The 17601-nt window shown below is 72.7% G+C and carries 12 protein-coding genes; 8 read left to right on the forward strand and 4 right to left on the reverse strand.

Going from position 1 to position 17601, the window contains the following annotated elements; translation table 11 throughout:
• Window positions 1-2: 2 nt before the first annotated feature.
• The 7 genes from KLK06_RS28220 (at window position 3) to KLK06_RS28245 (ending at window position 12717) form a co-directional block, all read left to right on the forward strand.
• Entirely contained in the window at window positions 3-938 is a 936-nt protein-coding gene (locus tag KLK06_RS28220; RefSeq protein ID WP_214638667.1) for an ABC transporter permease, read from the forward strand.
• The gene (locus KLK06_RS28225; RefSeq protein WP_214638668.1) at window positions 938-1933 is read left to right on the forward strand and encodes an ABC transporter permease; all 996 of its coding nucleotides are present in this window, start codon (window positions 938-940) and stop codon (window positions 1931-1933) included. Before KLK06_RS28220 ends, KLK06_RS28225 begins: the two co-directional genes overlap by 1 nt.
• A complete protein-coding gene (locus tag KLK06_RS60195) occupies window positions 1930-2742 on the forward strand; it encodes an ABC transporter ATP-binding protein (RefSeq protein ID WP_250906152.1) in 813 nt (270 codons plus the stop codon). Before KLK06_RS28225 ends, KLK06_RS60195 begins: the two co-directional genes overlap by 4 nt.
• Window positions 2739-3563, forward strand: coding sequence for an ATP-binding cassette domain-containing protein (locus tag KLK06_RS60200; protein ID WP_250906153.1), 825 nt, complete (start codon window positions 2739-2741; stop codon window positions 3561-3563). The genes KLK06_RS60195 and KLK06_RS60200 overlap by 4 nt, the downstream gene beginning before the upstream one ends.
• The gene (locus KLK06_RS28235; RefSeq protein ID WP_250906154.1) at window positions 3560-4855 is read left to right on the forward strand and encodes an alpha/beta fold hydrolase; all 1296 of its coding nucleotides are present in this window, start codon (window positions 3560-3562) and stop codon (window positions 4853-4855) included. The genes KLK06_RS60200 and KLK06_RS28235 overlap by 4 nt, the downstream gene beginning before the upstream one ends.
• Entirely contained in the window at window positions 4848-6161 is a 1314-nt protein-coding gene (locus KLK06_RS62515) for an aminopeptidase P family protein (RefSeq protein ID WP_214638669.1), read from the forward strand. The genes KLK06_RS28235 and KLK06_RS62515 overlap by 8 nt, the downstream gene beginning before the upstream one ends.
• A 100-nt stretch (window positions 6162-6261) precedes the next feature.
• Window positions 6262-12717, forward strand: coding sequence for a tetratricopeptide repeat protein (locus KLK06_RS28245; RefSeq protein ID WP_214638670.1), 6456 nt, complete (start codon window positions 6262-6264; stop codon window positions 12715-12717).
• A 10-nt stretch (window positions 12718-12727) separates the two neighbouring features.
• Here the strand turns inward: KLK06_RS28245 and KLK06_RS28250 are convergent, their stop codons facing one another.
• The 4 genes from KLK06_RS28250 to KLK06_RS28265 are packed head-to-tail and all read right to left on the reverse strand — an operon-like array spanning window position 12728 to window position 15954.
• Window positions 12728-14365 (reverse strand): ATP-dependent DNA helicase RecQ, encoded by a 1638-nt coding sequence (locus KLK06_RS28250; RefSeq protein WP_214638671.1) that lies wholly within the window; start codon window positions 14363-14365, stop codon window positions 12728-12730.
• Between the two features lie 51 nt (window positions 14366-14416).
• Window positions 14417-14836, reverse strand: a complete 420-nt coding sequence (locus KLK06_RS28255) for a DUF6221 family protein (protein WP_214638672.1) — start codon at window positions 14834-14836, stop codon at window positions 14417-14419.
• Window positions 14833-15243, reverse strand: a complete 411-nt coding sequence (locus KLK06_RS28260) for a YchJ family metal-binding protein (RefSeq protein WP_214638673.1) — start codon at window positions 15241-15243, stop codon at window positions 14833-14835. The genes KLK06_RS28255 and KLK06_RS28260 overlap by 4 nt, the downstream gene beginning before the upstream one ends.
• A gap of 21 nt (window positions 15244-15264) precedes the next feature.
• On the reverse strand, window positions 15265-15954 hold the full coding sequence (locus tag KLK06_RS28265; RefSeq protein ID WP_214638674.1) for a sulfotransferase family protein: 690 nt from the start codon (window positions 15952-15954) through the stop codon (window positions 15265-15267).
• A 112-nt stretch (window positions 15955-16066) separates the two neighbouring features.
• On the opposite strand from KLK06_RS28265, the gene KLK06_RS28270 reads away from it, so the two are divergent.
• Window positions 16067-17575 (forward strand): class I adenylate-forming enzyme family protein, encoded by a 1509-nt coding sequence (locus KLK06_RS28270; RefSeq protein WP_214638675.1) that lies wholly within the window; start codon window positions 16067-16069, stop codon window positions 17573-17575.
• Window positions 17576-17601: the final 26 nt, after the last annotated feature.

The following is a 17601-nucleotide window of genomic DNA, read 5'->3' on the forward strand; positions in this document are numbered from 1 at the left end:
TCATGACGACTACCACTCTCCCTCCGGCGGGCGCCCCCGTGGCACCCGCCACCTCGGCCCGGCGGATCGCGGGCGCGCTGCTGCACGACTGGGCCGCCGTGCTCGGCAGCGCCTTCCTCGTGCTGATCCTGCTGATGGCGATCTGCGCGCCGCTGATCTCCGCGATCACCGGCCACGGGCCGAACGACTTCGACAGCGCCGCCATCGACACCGACCTCGGCGGGCTGCCACGCGGCTCGCTGGGCGGGATCAGCGCCGGCCACCCGCTCGGCGTCGAGCCGCAGAACGGCCGCGACATCCTGGCGCGCGTCGCGTACGGCGCGCGCGTCTCGCTGCTGATCGCGGCCGCGGCCACCGTGCTCACCACCCTGCTCGGGGTGGTGCTCGGCATGCTGGCCGGCTTCTACCAGGGCTGGGTCGACCAGGTGATCTGCCGGGTCATGGACTTCCTGATGGCCTTCCCCGCGCTGATCTTCATGATCGCGATCCTGTCCTCGCTGCCGTCGGGGAACCGGTCGGTGCTGCTGGTCGTGGTGATCACCGTCTTCGGCTGGCCCTACCTGGCCCGGGTGGTGCGCGGACAGACGCTGACGCTGGTGAACAGGGAGTTCGTCGAGGCCGCCAGGGCCTCGGGCGCCTCCACGGGGGCCCTGGTGTTCAAGGAGATCCTGCCGAACCTGCGCAGCTCGCTGATCGTGATGACGACGCTGGCCGTGCCCGGCTACGTCGGCACCGAGGCGGGCCTGTCGTTCCTGGGCGTCGGCGTCGCCCCGCCGACCCCGTCATGGGGGCAGATGATCTCCAGCTCGGTGGGCTGGTACGCCGTGGACCCGATGTACTTCGCGGTGCCCGGCGCCTTCCTGTTCTGCACCGTGCTGTCCCTGACCGTGCTCGGGGACCGCCTGCGTGCCGCCTTCGATGCCGGGGAGGCCTCCTGATGGCCCGTTATCTGGCCGGGCGGGTCGCCGGGGTCGTGCTGATCCTGTTCCTGGTCTGCCTGTTCACCTTCATCATCTTCTTCACGCTGTCGCCGGATCCGGCGGTGATGATCTGCGGGAAGACGTGCACGCCCGAGCGGATCGACCAGATCCGCGACGTGCTCGGGCTCGACCGGCCGTTCTTCACCCAGTTCTGGACATTTCTGGCGGGCATCTTCGCCGGGCGGGACTACGGCTCGGGGGCCAACCTCGTCCACTGCGCGGCCCCGTGTCTGGGCTACAGCTTCCAGACCAATCAGTCGGTCTGGCAGATGGTCGTGGACCGGCTGCCGGTCAGCGCCACCGTCGCGATCGGCGCCGCGGTGCTCTGGCTGCTGGTCGGCATCGTGGCCGGGCTGGTCAGCGCGGTCAAGGAGGGCACCTGGTGGGATCGCGCCGCGATGGGGCTGGCGCTCGGCGGGTCGAGCATCCCCAACTACGTGCTGGCACTGGCGCTGCAGTACGTGCTGGTGGTGTGGTTGCAGATCCTGCCCTTCCCGTCGGCCGTCGCCTTCTCCGACGGCCCGGTGCTGTGGTTCCAGTCGTATCTGATGCCGTGGGTCGTGCTGGCCACCGGCTACGCCTGCCTCTACGCCCGGCTGACCAGGGCCAACGTGATCGACACGCTGGCCGAGAACTTCATGCGCACGGCCCGGGCCAAGGGGCTGCCGCCCGCACTCACCCTGCGGCGGCACGCGCTGCGGCCCGCGCTCACCCCGATCGCCACCATCTTCGGCATGGACTTCGCGGCCCTGCTGGGCGGCGCCCTCATCACCGAGACGGTCTTCGGCCTGAACGGGGTCGGCAAGATGGCCGCCGACTCCATCAACAAGAACGACCAGCCGGTGATCATGGCGGTGACGCTGCTCGCCGCGTTCTTCGTGGTGGTGGGCAACGTGGTGGTGGATGTCGTTTACACCAGGCTGGACCCGAGAGTGAGGATCACCGCGCAATGAGCGACCTGCTTGTCGTGGAGGACCTCACCGTCACCTTCCCCACCACGCGGGGACCGGTGGACGTGGTCAAGGACGTCTCCTTCACCGTCGGGAGCGACGAGACCGTCGGCATCGTCGGCGAGTCCGGTTCCGGCAAGTCGATGACCAGCCTCGCGATCATGGGGCTGCTGCCCCGGGGCGCCGTGACGCGGGGCAGCATCCGGCTGGACGGCACCGAACTGCTCGGCCGGGCCGACAAGGACCTGCGCCGGATCAGGGGCGACCGGATCTCGATGGTCTTCCAGGACCCCCTGTCGTCGCTGAACCCGTACTACACCGTGGGCCTGCAGATCGAGGAGGTCTACCGGGCCCATCGGGGGCGCTCGCGCAAGGCGGCGCGCAAGGTCGCGATCGAGGCGCTGGAACAGGTGGGCCTGCCCGATCCGGAGCGGCGGGTGGACTACTACCCGCACCAGTTCTCCGGCGGGCAGCGGCAGCGCGTCATGATCGCGATGGCGCTGGTCTGCTCCCCCGCCCTGCTCATCGCCGACGAGCCGACCACCGCGCTCGACGTGACCGTGCAGGCGCAGATCCTGCGCCTGCTCGCCGACCTGCGGCGGCAGAGCGGCACGGGGATGGTGTTCATCACGCACGACCTGGCGGTGATCAGCTCGATCGCCACCCGCGTCCTGGTGATGCGCCGGGGCGAGCAGGTCGAGTACGACACCGCCGAGCAGGTCTTCTCCGGGCCGCGGCACGCCTACACGCGCATGCTGCTGGACAGCGTCCCGCGCATCGACGACTCCCCCATCGACGAGGTGATGTCATGAGCGAGCCCTTGCTGCGGGCGAGCGAGCTGACCAAGCGGTTCGTCACCCGCGGGCCGGTGGGCCGCAAGGCCGAGTTCACCGCGGTCGACCGGGTCAGCTTCGACGTCCGGCTCGGCGAGACACTGGCCGTGGTGGGCGAGTCGGGCAGCGGCAAGTCGACGACCGCCCGCATGGTGGCCCGGCTGACGGAGCCGAGCGCGGGCACCCTCGCGTTCGAGGGCGAGGACATCACCACCGCCAAGGGGAGCGCGCTGGCCCGCTACCGCGCCAACGTGCAGGTCGTCTTCCAGGACCCGTACTCCTCGCTCAACCCCCGTCACACGGTCGAGCGCATCCTGATGGCGCCGCTGGTGTACCAGGGGATCCCGCCGACCGGCGGGAAGCGGGCGCACGCCCGGGAGCTGATGGAGCGGGTCGGGCTCGACCCGGACCACTCCCAGCGCTACCCCGCTCAGTTCTCCGGCGGTCAGGCCCAGCGGATCGGCATCGCCCGCGCGCTGGCCGTGAACCCCAAGCTGGTCATCTGCGACGAGGCGGTGTCCGCCCTGGACGTCTCCGTGCAGGCCCAGGTCATCGAGCTGCTGCGGCGGCTGCAGGCGGAGAGCGGCTTCAGCTATGTCTTCATCGCCCACGACCTGGCGGTCGTCCGGCAGATCGCGCACCGGGTGGCGGTCATGAGCGAGGGCAGGATCGTCGAGCAGGGCCCGGCCGCCCAGGTCTTCGGCGACCCCCAGGACCCGTACACCCGCACGCTGCTGGCCGCCATCCCCCGCATCAATCCCGAATGGGACCGCAGGCGCCGTGAAGGGAGCCTCCGTTGACCGCGCATACGACCGCGTGCACGATCCCCGGGATGCGCGTGCGCGACCACGTGGTGCCGGTGCCCCTCGACTGGTCCGACCCCGGTGGGGACACGATCACGGTGTTCGCCCGGGAACTGGCCGATCCGGTGCGGGCCGCCGAGGACCTGCCGTGCCTGCTGTACCTGCAGGGCGGTCCCGGCGGCAAGGGCCCGCGCCCGATCGGCACGAACGGCTGGCTCGGCCAGGCGCTCAAGACGCACCGGGTGATCCTGCTCGACCAGCGCGGCACCGGCCGCAGCTCCAGGATCGACGGGCGGGTCATCAGCGCGTTCGGGAGCGCGCGGGAGGCCGCCGCCTATCTCGGCCACTTCCGGGCCGACTCGATCGTCGCCGACGCCGAGCACCTGCGGACGACCGTCTTCGGCGGCCGTCGCTGGGAGACGCTGGGCCAGAGCTACGGCGGGTTCATCACGCTGACGTACCTGTCGAAGGCGCCGCAGGGGCTGCGCGCCTGCTACGTCACCGGCGGCCTGCCCGCCCTGGAGCCGGACGCCGCCGAGGTCTACCGGCGCACCTATCCCCGCGTCGCGGCCAAGAACGCCGAGTTCTACCGCCGCTACCCGCACCATGTGGAGACCGTGGCCCGCCTCGCCGACCGGTTGGCCGCCGGGGACGTCCTGCTGCCGGACGGCGACGTGCTCACGGTGCGGCGGCTGCGGTCGCTCGGCATCGACTTCGGCATGAAGCCGGGGTACGAGCGCATGCACTGGCTGCTCGACGAGGCGCTCGACGGCGAGCACCTGACGGAGACCTTCCTGCACCAGGTCCTGGCCCGCTCTTCCTACAGCGACAACCCGCTGTTCGCCGCGCTCCAGGAGAGCATCTACGGCTCGGGCCCGGGCGCCACCGGCTGGGCCGCCGAGCGCGAGCGCGCCCGCCATCCCGCCTTCGCGGAGTCGGCTAGACCGCTGCTGTTCACCGGGGAGATGATGTATCCCTGGATGTTCGAGGAGATCCGCGCGCTGCGCCCGTTCCGCGCGGCCGTGGAGCTGCTGGCCTCGCGGACGGACTGGCCACCGCTCTATGACCCGGCACGGCTGGCCGCCAATGAGGTGCCGCTGTCCGCCGCCGTCTACTACGACGACATGTACGTGGATTCCGGCCTGCAACTGGACACCGCCGCCCGGATCGGCAACGCCCAGGCATGGGTCACCAACGAGTACGAACACGACGGCCTGGGCGAGGACCGCGTCTTCGCCAGGCTGACCGGACTGGTGCGGGACCTCGGAGGAGGCATCACAGGTGACTGACGACCACAAGCCGCCGAAACTCTCGGATATCCCGGCATTCGCCGACTACATCGCCAAGGACTGGGACGTCCCCGACCGCACTCCGCCCGTCGTCCCCGGCGCCGCCGAGGCCGCCGCCGCCCACCGGTTACGGCTGGCCGCCGCGCTCCCCGGCCGGACCGTCGTGGTGTCCGCGGGCCGGGCCCCGGTACGCAGCAACGACACCGCCTACGGCTTCCGCCCCGGCAGCGACTTCTTCTGGCTCACCGGCTGCGTGGCCGAGGACGCCGTGGCGGTGGTCAGGGACGGTGACGCGGTCGTGTATCTGCCCGTCCCCGCCTATCCGGGTGAGCCGGGGTTCTTCGCCGACGCCGCCCACGGAGAGCTGTGGGTGGGCGCGGCCCCCGGTCTGGGCGAGTGGTCGGCGGCGCTGGGCGTCGAGGTCAGGCCGCTGGCGGACTTCGACGGCACGGTCAGCACCGATGAGGACCTCGCCAGGACGCTGGCCGAGCTGCGCATGATCAAGGACGCCTGGGAGATCGGCCAGCTCCGGGAGGCGGTGGACCGGACGGTCGAGGGCTTCGCCGCCGTGCTCGCCGAGATCCCGGCCGCGATCGCCGGGGCGGGCGAGCGCTGGCTGCAGGGCACGTTCGACCGGTACGCCAGGGCGTACGGCAACGGCCCCGGCTACGCGACGATCGTGGGCAGCGGCCCGCACGCCCCGACCCTGCACTGGGTGAGCTGCGACGGCCCGGTGCTGCCGGACGAGCTGCTGCTGCTCGACATGGGCGTGGAGGTACGCAGCCACTACACCGCGGACGTCACCCGCACCTTCCCCGCCTCCGGCACCTTCTCACCCGCCCAGCGCCAGGTGCACGACCTGGTCGAACGGGCGCACCGGGCGGCACTCGCGCAGGCCGCCCCCGGCCACCGGTTCACCGACTTCCACCACGCCGCCATGGAGGTCATCGCGCACGGGCTCGACGACTGGGGCATGCTGCCCGTCTCGGTGGACGAGGCGCTGTCGGAGCGCGGCCAGCACCACCGCCGCTACCTGATCTGCGGCATCGGCCACCATCTCGGGCTGGACGTGCACGACTGCGCCAAGGCCGCGCCCGAGGCCTACCACGGGGCGCTCATCGAGCCGGGCATGGTGTTCACCGTCGAGCCCGGCCTGTACTTCCACGCCCACGATCAGACCGTGCCGCCCGAGCTGCGCGGGATCGGCGTGCGCATCGAGGACGACCTGCTGGTCACGGCGGACGGCACCGAGGTGCTCTCCGCCGCGCTGCCCCTCTCCGCGAGTGACCTGGAGAACTGGCCATAAAACCGCGAATCATACGAAACCACAGAAACTCCGAAGCCTGATCGTGTACGTTCCATCGTTTGCACGGCACTGATCACATTCCGGCAGTAGGGGTTAAGGCATGTCTTCGTGGCCCGAGCGGCTCGAAACGGCGATCGGCATGTGGCGGCAGGGGGACCTGGACGGAGCGGCGGCGGTGCTTCGGGAGGTCGTGGTCTCCGGCGACGGAACCGTCGCCCCCGAGGCTTCGCATCTGCTCGGCCGCCTCCTGCAGGACAGGGGTGATCTGGAAGGCGCGCGGGCGGCGCACCGCTCGGTGATCGCCTCGGGGCATCCGGTGTTCGCGCAGCGCTCCGCGATCTCCCTCGGCCTCATGCTGGTCGACGCCGAGCAGTGGGCGCTGGCCTGCCGCCCCCTGCGGCTCGCCGCCACGGGCGCCGATGCCGACCTCTCTGTGATGGCCGACGTCTCCCTCGTACGCGTGCTGCGCAGGCTCGGCGACCTCGACGGCGCCGCGGAGGCGCTGGCGCGGGCCAGGCGCACTGACCACCCTGGGGTCGCCGAGCTCACGGAGGGCCTGGAGGACACGCGGTGGCCGGACGACGGCGGCGAACGCGAGCGCCAGGCCTGGGACGCCTTCGACGCGATCACCGGACTGCTCGACGATGAGGACTACGACGGGTCCAACGACGAGATCATTCTGACCGGCCTGAACCAGATGCTCGCCCACGGGATGCCCGGGCTCTGCTCCCAGGCGGCGTTCCGGCTGTACTCGATCTACGCGGACCGGGCGGAGTTCGAGGACTGCCGCCGCGTCATGGAGCACGCGATCGCGGTCGGCGATCCGGCCGAGCGCGGCCTGGCCGAGAAGCTGCTCGGCGCGGTCCTGTTCGACCTGGGCGAGCTCGTCGAGGCCCGGGACGCCTACAGGCGCGCGGCCGAGGATCACCGCCCGGAGGTCCGGCTCGACGCGCTCATCCAGGAGTCGAAGTTCACCCGCGAACTCGGCGACGAGCAGGGCGCCCGGGCCATCCTGTGGCGCGTGGTCGAGTCGGGCCACCCGCGCTTCGCCCTGGAGGCGCGGGCCTGCCTGGGACAGGTGTACTCCGAGGCCGGTGAGGTGGACGAGGCCGTCGCCTGCTGGCGGGTGGTGCTCGGGAGCGACTCGGAGTTCCACCAGGGCGCTGTGGCCTGCCTGGGGCTGCTGCTGCACGGGCTGGCCGGGGACGACCCGCGGCGGGCCGAGGTCGTCGCGCTGCTCGGGCAGGCCGCCGAGCTCGACGACTCCGACGTGGCGTTCCAGGCGCAGATGACGCTCGCGTACGCCGAGGGCGCCGTCCGCGGCCCGGACGAGGCGCTGGAGCAGGCCGTCGACGACTGCGACACCGCCCTGGAGCTGATCCGCGCGGACGACCTCGCCCAGGCCCGCGCGCTGCTGCGCCGGGTGATCGACGCCGGCCTCCCGGTCCAGTCCGCGCGCGCCTGCGCCATGCTGGCCACCCTCGAGTACGGCGAGGGCGACGTGGAGCAGGCGTACGAGCTGCTCGAGTACGTCGCGGACGGCGACGACTATGTCAACGGCTTCGCCGCCGCCGTGAACCGGCACCTCATCGCCGGGATCGGCGCCCCACATCCGATGCTCGCCGCTCTTGTCAGCTACCAGCGGCTCGGCCGGGAGGCTGGGATCGCGGCCTACCAGGAGTGCGCCAGGCATCCGGATCCGGCCGTGTCGGCGCTGGCCAAGAGCATGCTCGCGCAGGTGTACGTGTCGCTCGGGGTGCCGCGTTCGCAGGGGATCGAGCTGCTCGACGAGGCCGCCGCGGCCGGCGATCCGCTGGCGCTCTCGCACGCCGCCGTCATCTCCTCGATCATCCGTGACGGCGACGAGGACGAGGAGGTCGTCGAGCTGCTGCGCCGCGCCCACGCGGACGGCCATCCGGCGCTGGCGCCGTGGGTGGCCCAGGCGCTCGGCGCGGCGCTCGAAGGCCGGGACGACGCCGACGGAGCCCTGGCCGCCTACGCGGCCGTCTGCGAGCATCCGGGCCTGAGCGCCGAGGCCGAGGCGAAGCTGCTGCACATCCTGGAGAACCGTCGCGACCTGCCCGGCGTGGCGGCCGTACACGAGCGGATCATGGCCCGCGGCGACCGGCTCCGGGCGCCGCGCAGCGCCTGGCTGCTCGGGTTCACCCGGGTCCGCATGGACGACTTCGAGGCCGCGCGCCACGCGTTCGACCAGGTCGATGAGGACCATCCGGAGCTCGCCGACGACGGCGTGTTCGCGCGCGGGCTCCTCGACCACGACTTCGCGGGCGCCTCCGCCGTGCTGGCGGCCATCGGGGAGCGCGGTGACGACCATCGCTCGTTCATGAACACCTGGCTCATGCTGGAGGCCGCCCACGCCTGGCAGCGCGCCGGGGACGTGGCCGCCGCCGACGCCGCGCTGTCCCTGGCGATCGCGTGCGGCCACCCGGAGCGCGTCCAGGAGGCCGCGCTGTACCTCGGCGCGCTGCGCAACGACGGGGGCGACCACGCCGGCGCCGTCGAGGCGTGGACCGTCGCCGCCGACGGGGACAGCGAGCACAACGCGATACTGGGCGCGAAGGGGCTCGGTAAGGCGCTGGCCTCGCTCGGCGACCTGGCCGGCGCCGCCACCGCCTACCGGCGGGCGCTGGACGCCCTGGACTCGGACGACGACGACTACGTCCGGCTCCTGGACGTCCTGACCGGGGTACTCGTGGCCGCGGGCCGGGTGGCCGAGGCTCGCGAGCTCCAGGTGTCCGCGACCGGCGACGGACCGCACGTGCATCTGGTGATCGGCGCCGCACTCGAAGAGGCCGGCGAGCTCGACGCGGCTGCCGCGCAGTACGAGCAGGCGATCAATGGCGATCCCGACTTCGAGCCCGACGCCGAGCCCGGTGCTGGTTTCGGCACCGAAGCCGGCCCTGGGCCGGACACCGAGGTCGCCGCCACGGCGGGCGTCATGCTGGCCCGGCTGCTCGGCCGCCGGGGCGAGGCGGGACGGGCCGCCGAGGCCGCCGCACGGGCCATCGCCTCCTTCGAACAGCTCGCCGCGGCGGGTGACGAGTCCTCCGGGGAGAACATCCCGCTCATCGCGTACGAACTCGGCGACTACCTGACCGAAGCCGGAGACACCGAGGCCGCGCGTACGGCGTACGAGCGGGCCGCCACCGCGGACGACCCCTCCATCCGGCTACCCGCCAAGGAGCGTCTCGGCACCGCGAGCCCGAACGAACTGGCCATGCTCCGGCTGGACGAGAACGACCGGGCGGGCGCGCTGGAGCTCTTCACCCAGGCGTACGGCTCACCGGAGGTCGCCGAGCTGCACATCACCCTGTACGAAGGCAACCTCACAGAGGCCCGGCCCCTGCTGGAACGCGCGACGACCGCTAACCGGGCGGAGGCGACCGACCTCATCCTCGGCGCCGCGCTGGAGCGGTTGCGCGCCGGCGCGGACGGCGCCCGCGAGCTGTACGAGCTGGTGCTGGAGTTCGGCACGCCCGAGCAGGTGGCCATGGCCTGCGACAGCTTCGGCCTCGCCTACGACCTGGCCGGAGACATCGACGCCGCCGCCGAGACGCTCACGCTGGGCGCGGCCGTCGATCATCCGGCCGCGCTGGCCTGCCTGCGCCGCCTGCTCGGCGTACTGGCGCTGCAAGAGGACGTCGACGCCCTGGAGGCGGCCGCGCGGCGCGCGGTCGGCAGTGGCGACCCCGAGACGGTCACCCTGGGCGTCTGGACGCTGGGCGACGTGGCCAAGACCCGGGGCGACCTCGCGGGGGCGGCGGCGGCCTACCGCGAGGCGATCGAGGGCGCCGACCCGGACACCGTCTCCTACATCCGGGTCGAACTCGGCCAGACACTCCACCGACTCGGCGACACGACGGCCGCGCACCGCGAGCTGGAAGCGGTGCTGACCTGCGACAACCCCAGCCAAGTCCTGCTGGCGGGCATCCAGCTGGGCGCCTGGCTGGCCGACGACGGGCGGCTGGCGGGCGCCGCGGAGGCGTTCGGGGCCGCCGCGGCCGCCGGTCTGCGTCATCCGAATCCGGGTGAGCACGACCGCGAGTACCACGGGATGGCCCTGAACAACCTGGCCGCCGTCGCCTACGAGGCCGCCGAGGCGGGCGACCACGCCGTTGCCGTCCGCGCACTGCACCTCGGGGCCGCGGGCGGGGCGCACGACGACGCCGTGCAGCTCGCCAAGGAGCACGCGTCGGCCGCCGTCGAGCGAGGCGACCTGGACGCCGTCCGCACGTACTACAAGGGCGCCGCCGCCTTCCTCCCGGACGGCGACCCGCGCCTGCTGATGGAGCTCGCCGGACTCCTCACCGAGCACGGCGCCCCGGCCGAGGCCCGCGCGCTGCTGGAGCCGCTCACCACCGCGGGCGACCCGCGCGTACGGCTCGCGGCGACCACACAACTGCTGCCGCTGCTCCAAGAGATGGGCGAGGAGCACCTGGCCCTGGAACTCGCCGCCCGCGCCGCCGGCCACCCATCGCCCCTCCCCTTGCCGGAGACCGTACAGCCCCCGGTCCAAGAGGATTCCGAACCCGAAGACATCGGCGCGTTCCCCGAACTGGACATCGTCGTCCCCGCCGGACTGCCGGGCAGCACGGAAGGGGTCGAGGAGGACGAGCTGCTCTCGATCCTCGAGGCGTACGGCGACGAGGAAGGCCCGAGCACGCTCGACTCCCTGCGCTGGCTGATGCGCAACCAGTCCGGCACCCCCACCGCGGGCGCCGCGGGACGGCAGGTCATCCGGGCCGCCCGCGAGAGCGTCGCGGACGACCCCGCCGAGGCGCGCGCGATGCTGGAGCTGGTCGTCGCGTACGGCGATCCGGAAGAGGTGGCCACCGCCTACGACGACCTCGGCGACATCGCCTGCTATCACGAGGACGACATGGAAGCCGCCGTCGCCGCCTACCGGAAGGGCTCCGAGGTCGATCATCCGGCCGCGCTGACCCCGCTGCGCAGCCTGATGCTGGCGCAGTTGCAGGTGAAGGACTTCGACGGCGTCGCGGCGACCGCCCAGCGCGCGGTGACCAGCGGCGACATGGAGACGATGGCCGCCGGTTACTGGATGTGGGGCGACGCGCGCCGGCACCGCGGCGACACCGACGCCGCCATACGGCTGTACCGGCAGGGCATCGGCACGGGGTCCGCGGAGCTCAGCCCGCGTATCCGCGTCGACCTGGCCCGTACGCTGCGCGACCGTGGCGAGGGCGAGGCGGCCCGCGCCGAGCTCGGAGGCGCGGCTGAGATCGGCGACACCGATGTCCGCGCGCAGGCGGGCAACCTGCTCGGCAAGTGGGCCTTCGAGGACGGCGACCTGGCGGCCTCGGCCGAGGCGTTCGGCCGGGTGGCCGCCATCGAGGTGGGCCCGGACGACCCTGACCTGCTGTCGGAGCTGGTGGAGATGGCCGCCGACAACGTGATCGTGGTCGCCAACCGGGCCTTCACCGAGGGCGACCACCAGGTGGCGGTACGCGCGCTGGCGCTGGCCGCCCGGGCCGGCGAGGCGCAGGAGGCGCTCAAGGTGGCCGGAAAGCGCGCCACCGAGCTGGCCGAGGCGGGCGACCGCGCGAGCGCGGTGCTGTACATCGAGAGCGCCGTGGGCTTCCTGCCCGATCCCGACCCCGACCTGGAGATCCAGCTGGCCGACCTGTACGCCGCCGCCGGCGAGGTCGCCGAGGCGCGGGCCAGGTACGAGCGGCTGGTCGACCACCCCGACGCCCACGTACGGCTGGTCGCCGGCGGCCGGCTGGTCCCGTTGCTGCGCGTGGCGGGCGACGCCGCCGGTCTGGCGGACGTCACCCAGCGCTTGACGGACGACTCCGCCGAAACCGAGCTGGACCCGGGCGCGCAGGCCCTGCTGGCGAGCGTGCTGGGCCTGATGCAGAACGAGCACGGCGACAGTGAGGGCGCGCTGCGCACGTTGCGGCAGGCCGCGGAGAGCGGCGAGCCCGCCGCCCTGGTCACGCTGGGGCAGGCGCTGGTGGACGCGGGTGAGGTCGGGGAGGCCCGCGAGGTGCTGGGCCGCGTCGCCGACGTGGACAGCAGGCTCAGCCGCCGCGCCCTGGTCCTGCTCGGCCAGACCTATCACGACGAGGACGCGGGCCGGGCCCGCGAGCTGTACCTGCGCGTCGTGGAGATGGCGGGTGAGGCCGGCGGCATGGCGACGGTGGTCGCCAAGATGTACCTGGGGGCGCTGGCCAAGCGGGAGCGTGACTGGCCCGAGGCGTTGCGCTGGTACCAGCAGGTGATCGACTCGGGCAACGAGAACCAGGCGCCCCTGGCGGCCGCGCACCTGGGCGAGCTGGCGTACTGGCTGGGCGACCGCGGCTCGGCGGTGCGCTACTACGAGCTCACCCTGGCCACCGACACGCGGCAGCCCGACCTGGTGGGCGAGGCCGCGTACCGGCTGGGCGAGATCCGGCACGGCGACGGCGACCTGGACCTGGCCAGAAAGCACCTGCGGCGAGCGGTCGAATCAGGCGACGAAGGCTTCGCCGCCCAGGCCCGGACCCTGCTCGCCAAGCTCGGCGAGGGAGCCTGACGCGTAGGGTTCAGGCGAGACGCAGGACGCCCTCCACCGCGCCCAGGGAGAGCGTCTTGTAGCCCACCGAGTCGAACAGGACCGTGATCCGGTCCGGCTCGCGGCGCATGACCGTCCCGCGCCCCCACGCGTTGTGCTCGACCTTCGCGTGCAGCGGGAACGGCCCGTCACCGGTCGCGATGGGCTCCGCGCCGTCCCGGCAGGTGTCGCAGGTGCGGCAGGCCGCGTCGTACGGCTCGCCGAAGTACTCCAGCAGGAAGCGGCGGCGGCACCCGGTCGTCTCCGCGTAGCCGCGCATCATGTCGATCCGCGAGTCGTCGACGCGATGGCGGATCTCGTCGAGCTCGACCGCCCGCGCGGCCGCCTGCTCCGGCGGCGGGCCGCCGCGCGCATAGCGCAGGTCGCCGGAGTCGGTGACGGTCACCGCCTCGGCCTGTTCCAGCAGGTTGACCAGGCTCGTGAGCTGCGAGGCGCTCACCTCCAGCAGGGCGCGCAGCTCGGTGGCGGGTACGGTGCCGCCGTGCTCCTTCACCAGGGTCGCCACCCGCAGCAACGCGTCCGCGTCGGCCCGGCCGCTGGCGAAGAAGCGGCGCAGGCCGAGATCCTCCGAGCGGTAGAACAGCACGGCCGAGGCGGGCTGGCCGTCGCGGCCCGCCCGGCCGATCTCCTGGTAGTAGGAGTCGGGCGACTCGGGCGGCGCCGCGTGCAGCACGTACCGGACATCGGGCCGGTCGATGCCCATCCCGAACGCCGACGTCGCCACCACGGTGTCCACCTCGCCCGCCGTGAAGAGCCCGTGGACGCGGGTCCGCTCGGCCGTCCGCATTCCGGCGTGGTACGGCTCGGCGTGGCGACCCAGCCCGGTCAGCAGCGCGGCGTACTCCTCGGCCTCGCGCCGGGTGGCGACGTAGACCAGGCCGAGCCCGGCGAGGGACGCGGCGTGCTCGGCCAGGGCCTGGCTCTTGTCGTCGTCGCTGACGAACCGGCGCACCTCCAGCCGGATGTTGGGCCGGTCGAACCCCCGCACGATCTGCACCGGGTCCTTCAGGCCGAGGGAGCGGACGATCTCCTCCCGGACATTCGGCGCCGCCGTGGCGGTCATCGCCACCACCGGCGGGTGCCCCAGGCGCTCGATGACTTTGCCCAGCCGCAGGTAGTCGGGGCGAAAGTCGTGCCCCCATGAGGAGACGCAGTGGGCCTCGTCGACCGCGATGAGCGACGGCTTGGCCTTGGCCAGCTGGGCGACGACGTCGGGCTTGGCGAGCTGCTCGGGAGACAGGAACACGAACTCCGCCTCCCCCGCCGTGACCTTCTCCAGCCCCGCCTTGACCGAGGAGGTGGAGTTGACCGCCACGGCCCCGCCCGCGTCGGCCTTCTGCAGGCCCATCACCTGGTCCCGCTGCAACGCGATGAGCGGCGAGACGACCACGGTCGGACCGTCGCGCAGTTGCGCGGGCACCTGGTAGACCGCCGACTTGCCGGCGCCGGTCGGCATGACCAGCAGCACGTCACGTCCGTCGAGCAGGTGTTCCATCGCCTCCTGCTGGCCCGGCCGCAGGTCCTGCCAGTCGAAGGTCTGCCGGGCCGTCGCCCGCAGCCGCCGTCCCCGCCGCCCGAACCTGCTGTTGAGCCTCGCCCGTAATCCCATGCACCCCTCCTGGTTGTGCGCGGCCAGTACCCCCAGGCGCGCTCACCGAACTCAGCGCGGCGCCCATTCGGGCAGCCAGCCGGGCCGGTGGCGGTAGCCGTACGCGAGGAGCCGGAGAACGTCGCAGGCCGGGCCCCTGTCACAGGTCTCGCCATGGCCGTGCTCGGCGAGCAGTCGCAGCTCGGCCGCGCAGCGGGCCATCACGTCGCTGGGGTCGTGGCGGGCGATGTGCACGGCGTCCCGCATGGACGGGCCGTCACCGGCGTCGCCGGTGATGCAGACCGCGCCGCGGAAGGCCGACGGGTCACCGAAGCCGACGAACTCCTGCCCGTTGGTCATGGTGACGAAGTCGTCGCCGTCGTACCACTCCCTGATGGGGTCGTAGGACCACGGGCCGGGAGTCGCCGCCTCGGCCGTCGTGTTGTCGGCCTCGATCGTGGCGCGGAGCCAGGACAGCAGATCGTCGGTCAACGCTCGGCCCCGGTGTAGGTCCAGAAACCTTCGTGCCGGACGAAGCGGCTGTGCTCTTCCATGCATCCCGTCTCGCCGTGGTCGGTGTAGTGGGCACGGAAGCGGACGGTGCCCTCGGTGTGGACGACGGTGCCCCCGGTGCTCTCGAGTATCTCCAGGCGGGTCCAGCGCGTCGCCCGGTCCAGGTCGAGGCGCGGCGGGCGGGCCGACGGATGCCAGGTGCGCAGGAGATATCCGGCATCGCCGACGCTGAAGGCGCTGAATCGTGACCGCATGAGCGCCTCGGCCGTGGGCGCGGCGGCCTGGCCGCGGTGCAGCCGCCCGCAGCACTCCTGGTAGGTCGCCGGCAGCCCGCACGGGCACGGGGCGGAGGCGCGTTTCACGTCACGTCGGGGCACGCCTCTCATTCTGCCTGCTGCCGGGGACCTTCAGCGCCCGCGCAGTATCAGGCGCAACTGCCTGCCCGGCCTCTTGCGGCGGAACGTCTCCCGCTCGTTTACCTGGGGAAAGGGCTCGTCCGGTACGGGGACCCCGAGGAAGGCGCACAGCGGCCCCCAGCCCTCCCGCACGTCGAAGACCAGCAGCCGCCCGGCCGGGATCGTCGCCCGCACCTCGGCGACGTGCCGTTCGAAGACCTCCACGACGTACGCGGGATCGTCGATGCGGCCGTCGAAGATCCGGTCCATGACGGTCGCCCTGGCCATGCGCGGGTAGAGGGCGAAGTCCGGCGCCCGGTGCGCCACCAGCCAGCGGATGATCCGGCGGCGCACCGGCAACGGGCGGCGTTCGGCCAGGGCGCTGGCGAAGATGGTGTCGCTGACGCTGTCGTACCACCGCCGCGGGTCGCGGACGGTGAGGATGACCTTCGCCTCGGGATAGTGCTCGGCCTGCTCCCGCCAGTAGGAGGCGGCGGGCCAGTCCACCGCCGACTGGAAGCCGGCGAACACCTCGTCCCAGTCACGGGCGCGGCCCTCGCCGATGTCGAGCCATTGACGGACCCGGTACGGCTCCGCGATGACCACGGACATGTGGTAGCAGGGGCCGTACCCCAGCATTTCCAGCGCCGCCTTCAGCGACGCCGTGCCCGTCCTGCCGAAACCCGCACCGATCACCTTCACATCGCGCTCCCGCCTCTGATCGGTCTCTGATGTGCGCTGCCTAACGTCTCGGTGGGACGACAAGCCGGTTATATGACCAATAAACGATCACTGCAAGGGTGAGGAGCCGATCATGTTGTTCCCGCATCCTCTGCTCGACGCGCTGCGGGACTCGCCCGGGAGCCCGGCCTTCGAGCACGGTCCCCGGACCGTGTCGCGCGGTGCGCTGCTGGAGCTGATCCGGCGGCTGGCGGGCGCGCTGGCCGAGGCCGGGCTGGGGCCCGGCCGGGGCGTCGCCATCCGGACCGGCGTCTCGCCGGAGGCGTTCGCCGCGCACCTGGCCGCGCACACGCTCGGCTGCCGCGTCGTGGGCGTCCGGCCCGGGTACCCGGCCGGGCAGCTCGCCCACGTGCTCGGCATGGAGATCGACGCCCTCCTGGTCGATGAGTCGACCGCGACGCCCGAACTGCTCACGGCCGCCGGGCCGATTCCCGTGCTGCCGTTGGAGGAGCTGCTGGCCCGCCCCGACGGCGGCCGGCCCCTCACCGTCACGGCCCGTCCGGACGACGTGGCCGCCCTGACCTTCACCAGTGGCAGCACCGGGCAGCCCAAGGGCTGCGCGATCACCTACCGCGCGCTGAGCGAGCACTGGGCGTGGCAGCCCCGCGTCTGGGGCCCGGTCGCGGCCGAACTCGCCGCGGCCTTCGAGCGCTACCTGCTGTTCGGCACCCTGGCCAGCATGGTCGTCCTGGAGTTCCTGGCGCCGTGCCTGCTGGGCGGCGGCACGGCGGTGATCCCCGAGGACGACGGGCGGCCCGTCTTCCCGTACGCGATCGAGCGCTACCGGATCACCGGCTCCATCATCACCGTGCCCCGGCTCTACCAGATGCTCGGCCTGCTGCGCGATGAGGCGGTGGACGTCGGCAGCCTGCGCGCGCTGATGGTCTCCGGGTCGCCGATCAGCCCGTCCCGGCTGGCGGCCGCGGCCGAGCGGCTCGGTCCCGTGATCTACCAGGGGTACGGCCAGACCGAGGCGGGCAACATCGCGATGCTCACGCCCGACGACATCGCCCACGGCCCGGCCCGCCTGCTGGCCTCGGTCGGCCGGCCGCATCCGGGGGTCGAGATCAGCGTCCGGGACGAGGAGGACCGGGAGGTGGCCGCGGGCGGGAGCGGCGAGATCCACGTACGCAGCCCGTACCTGATGTCCGGCTACTGGGGGCAGCCGGCGGAGACCCGCGACACGCTGCGGGACGGCTGGCTGCGCACCCGCGACCTCGGCCGTCTGGACGAGGAGGGCTACCTGTACCTGGTCGGCCGGACCCGCGATGTGATCATGGTCAACGCGATGGTGGTGTACGCGGGGCCGATCGAGCAGGTGCTGACCGGTCATCCCGACGTGGACGAGGCGTACGTGGCCGGGGCGCCGGACGAGCTGACCGGGGAGGCCGTCCACGCGTTCGTGGTGCCGGCCGCCGGGCGCGACCCGGACCGCGACGCGCTGGCCGCCCTGGTCCGCGCCGAGCTCGGCGCGGACAGCGTTCCCCGGACGATCACGGTGGTGTCCGCCGTCCCGGTCGCCGCGAGCGGCAAACCGGACAAGCGCGCCCTGCTGGACCAGCACGGCGGGCGGCTGTTCTGAGCATTCTCTGAGAATTGCCGGCCAAC

It is taken from the genome of Nonomuraea sp. NEAU-A123 (assembly GCF_018603905.1).
In the GTDB taxonomy this organism is placed as follows: Bacteria; Actinomycetota; Actinomycetes; order Streptosporangiales; family Streptosporangiaceae; genus Nonomuraea.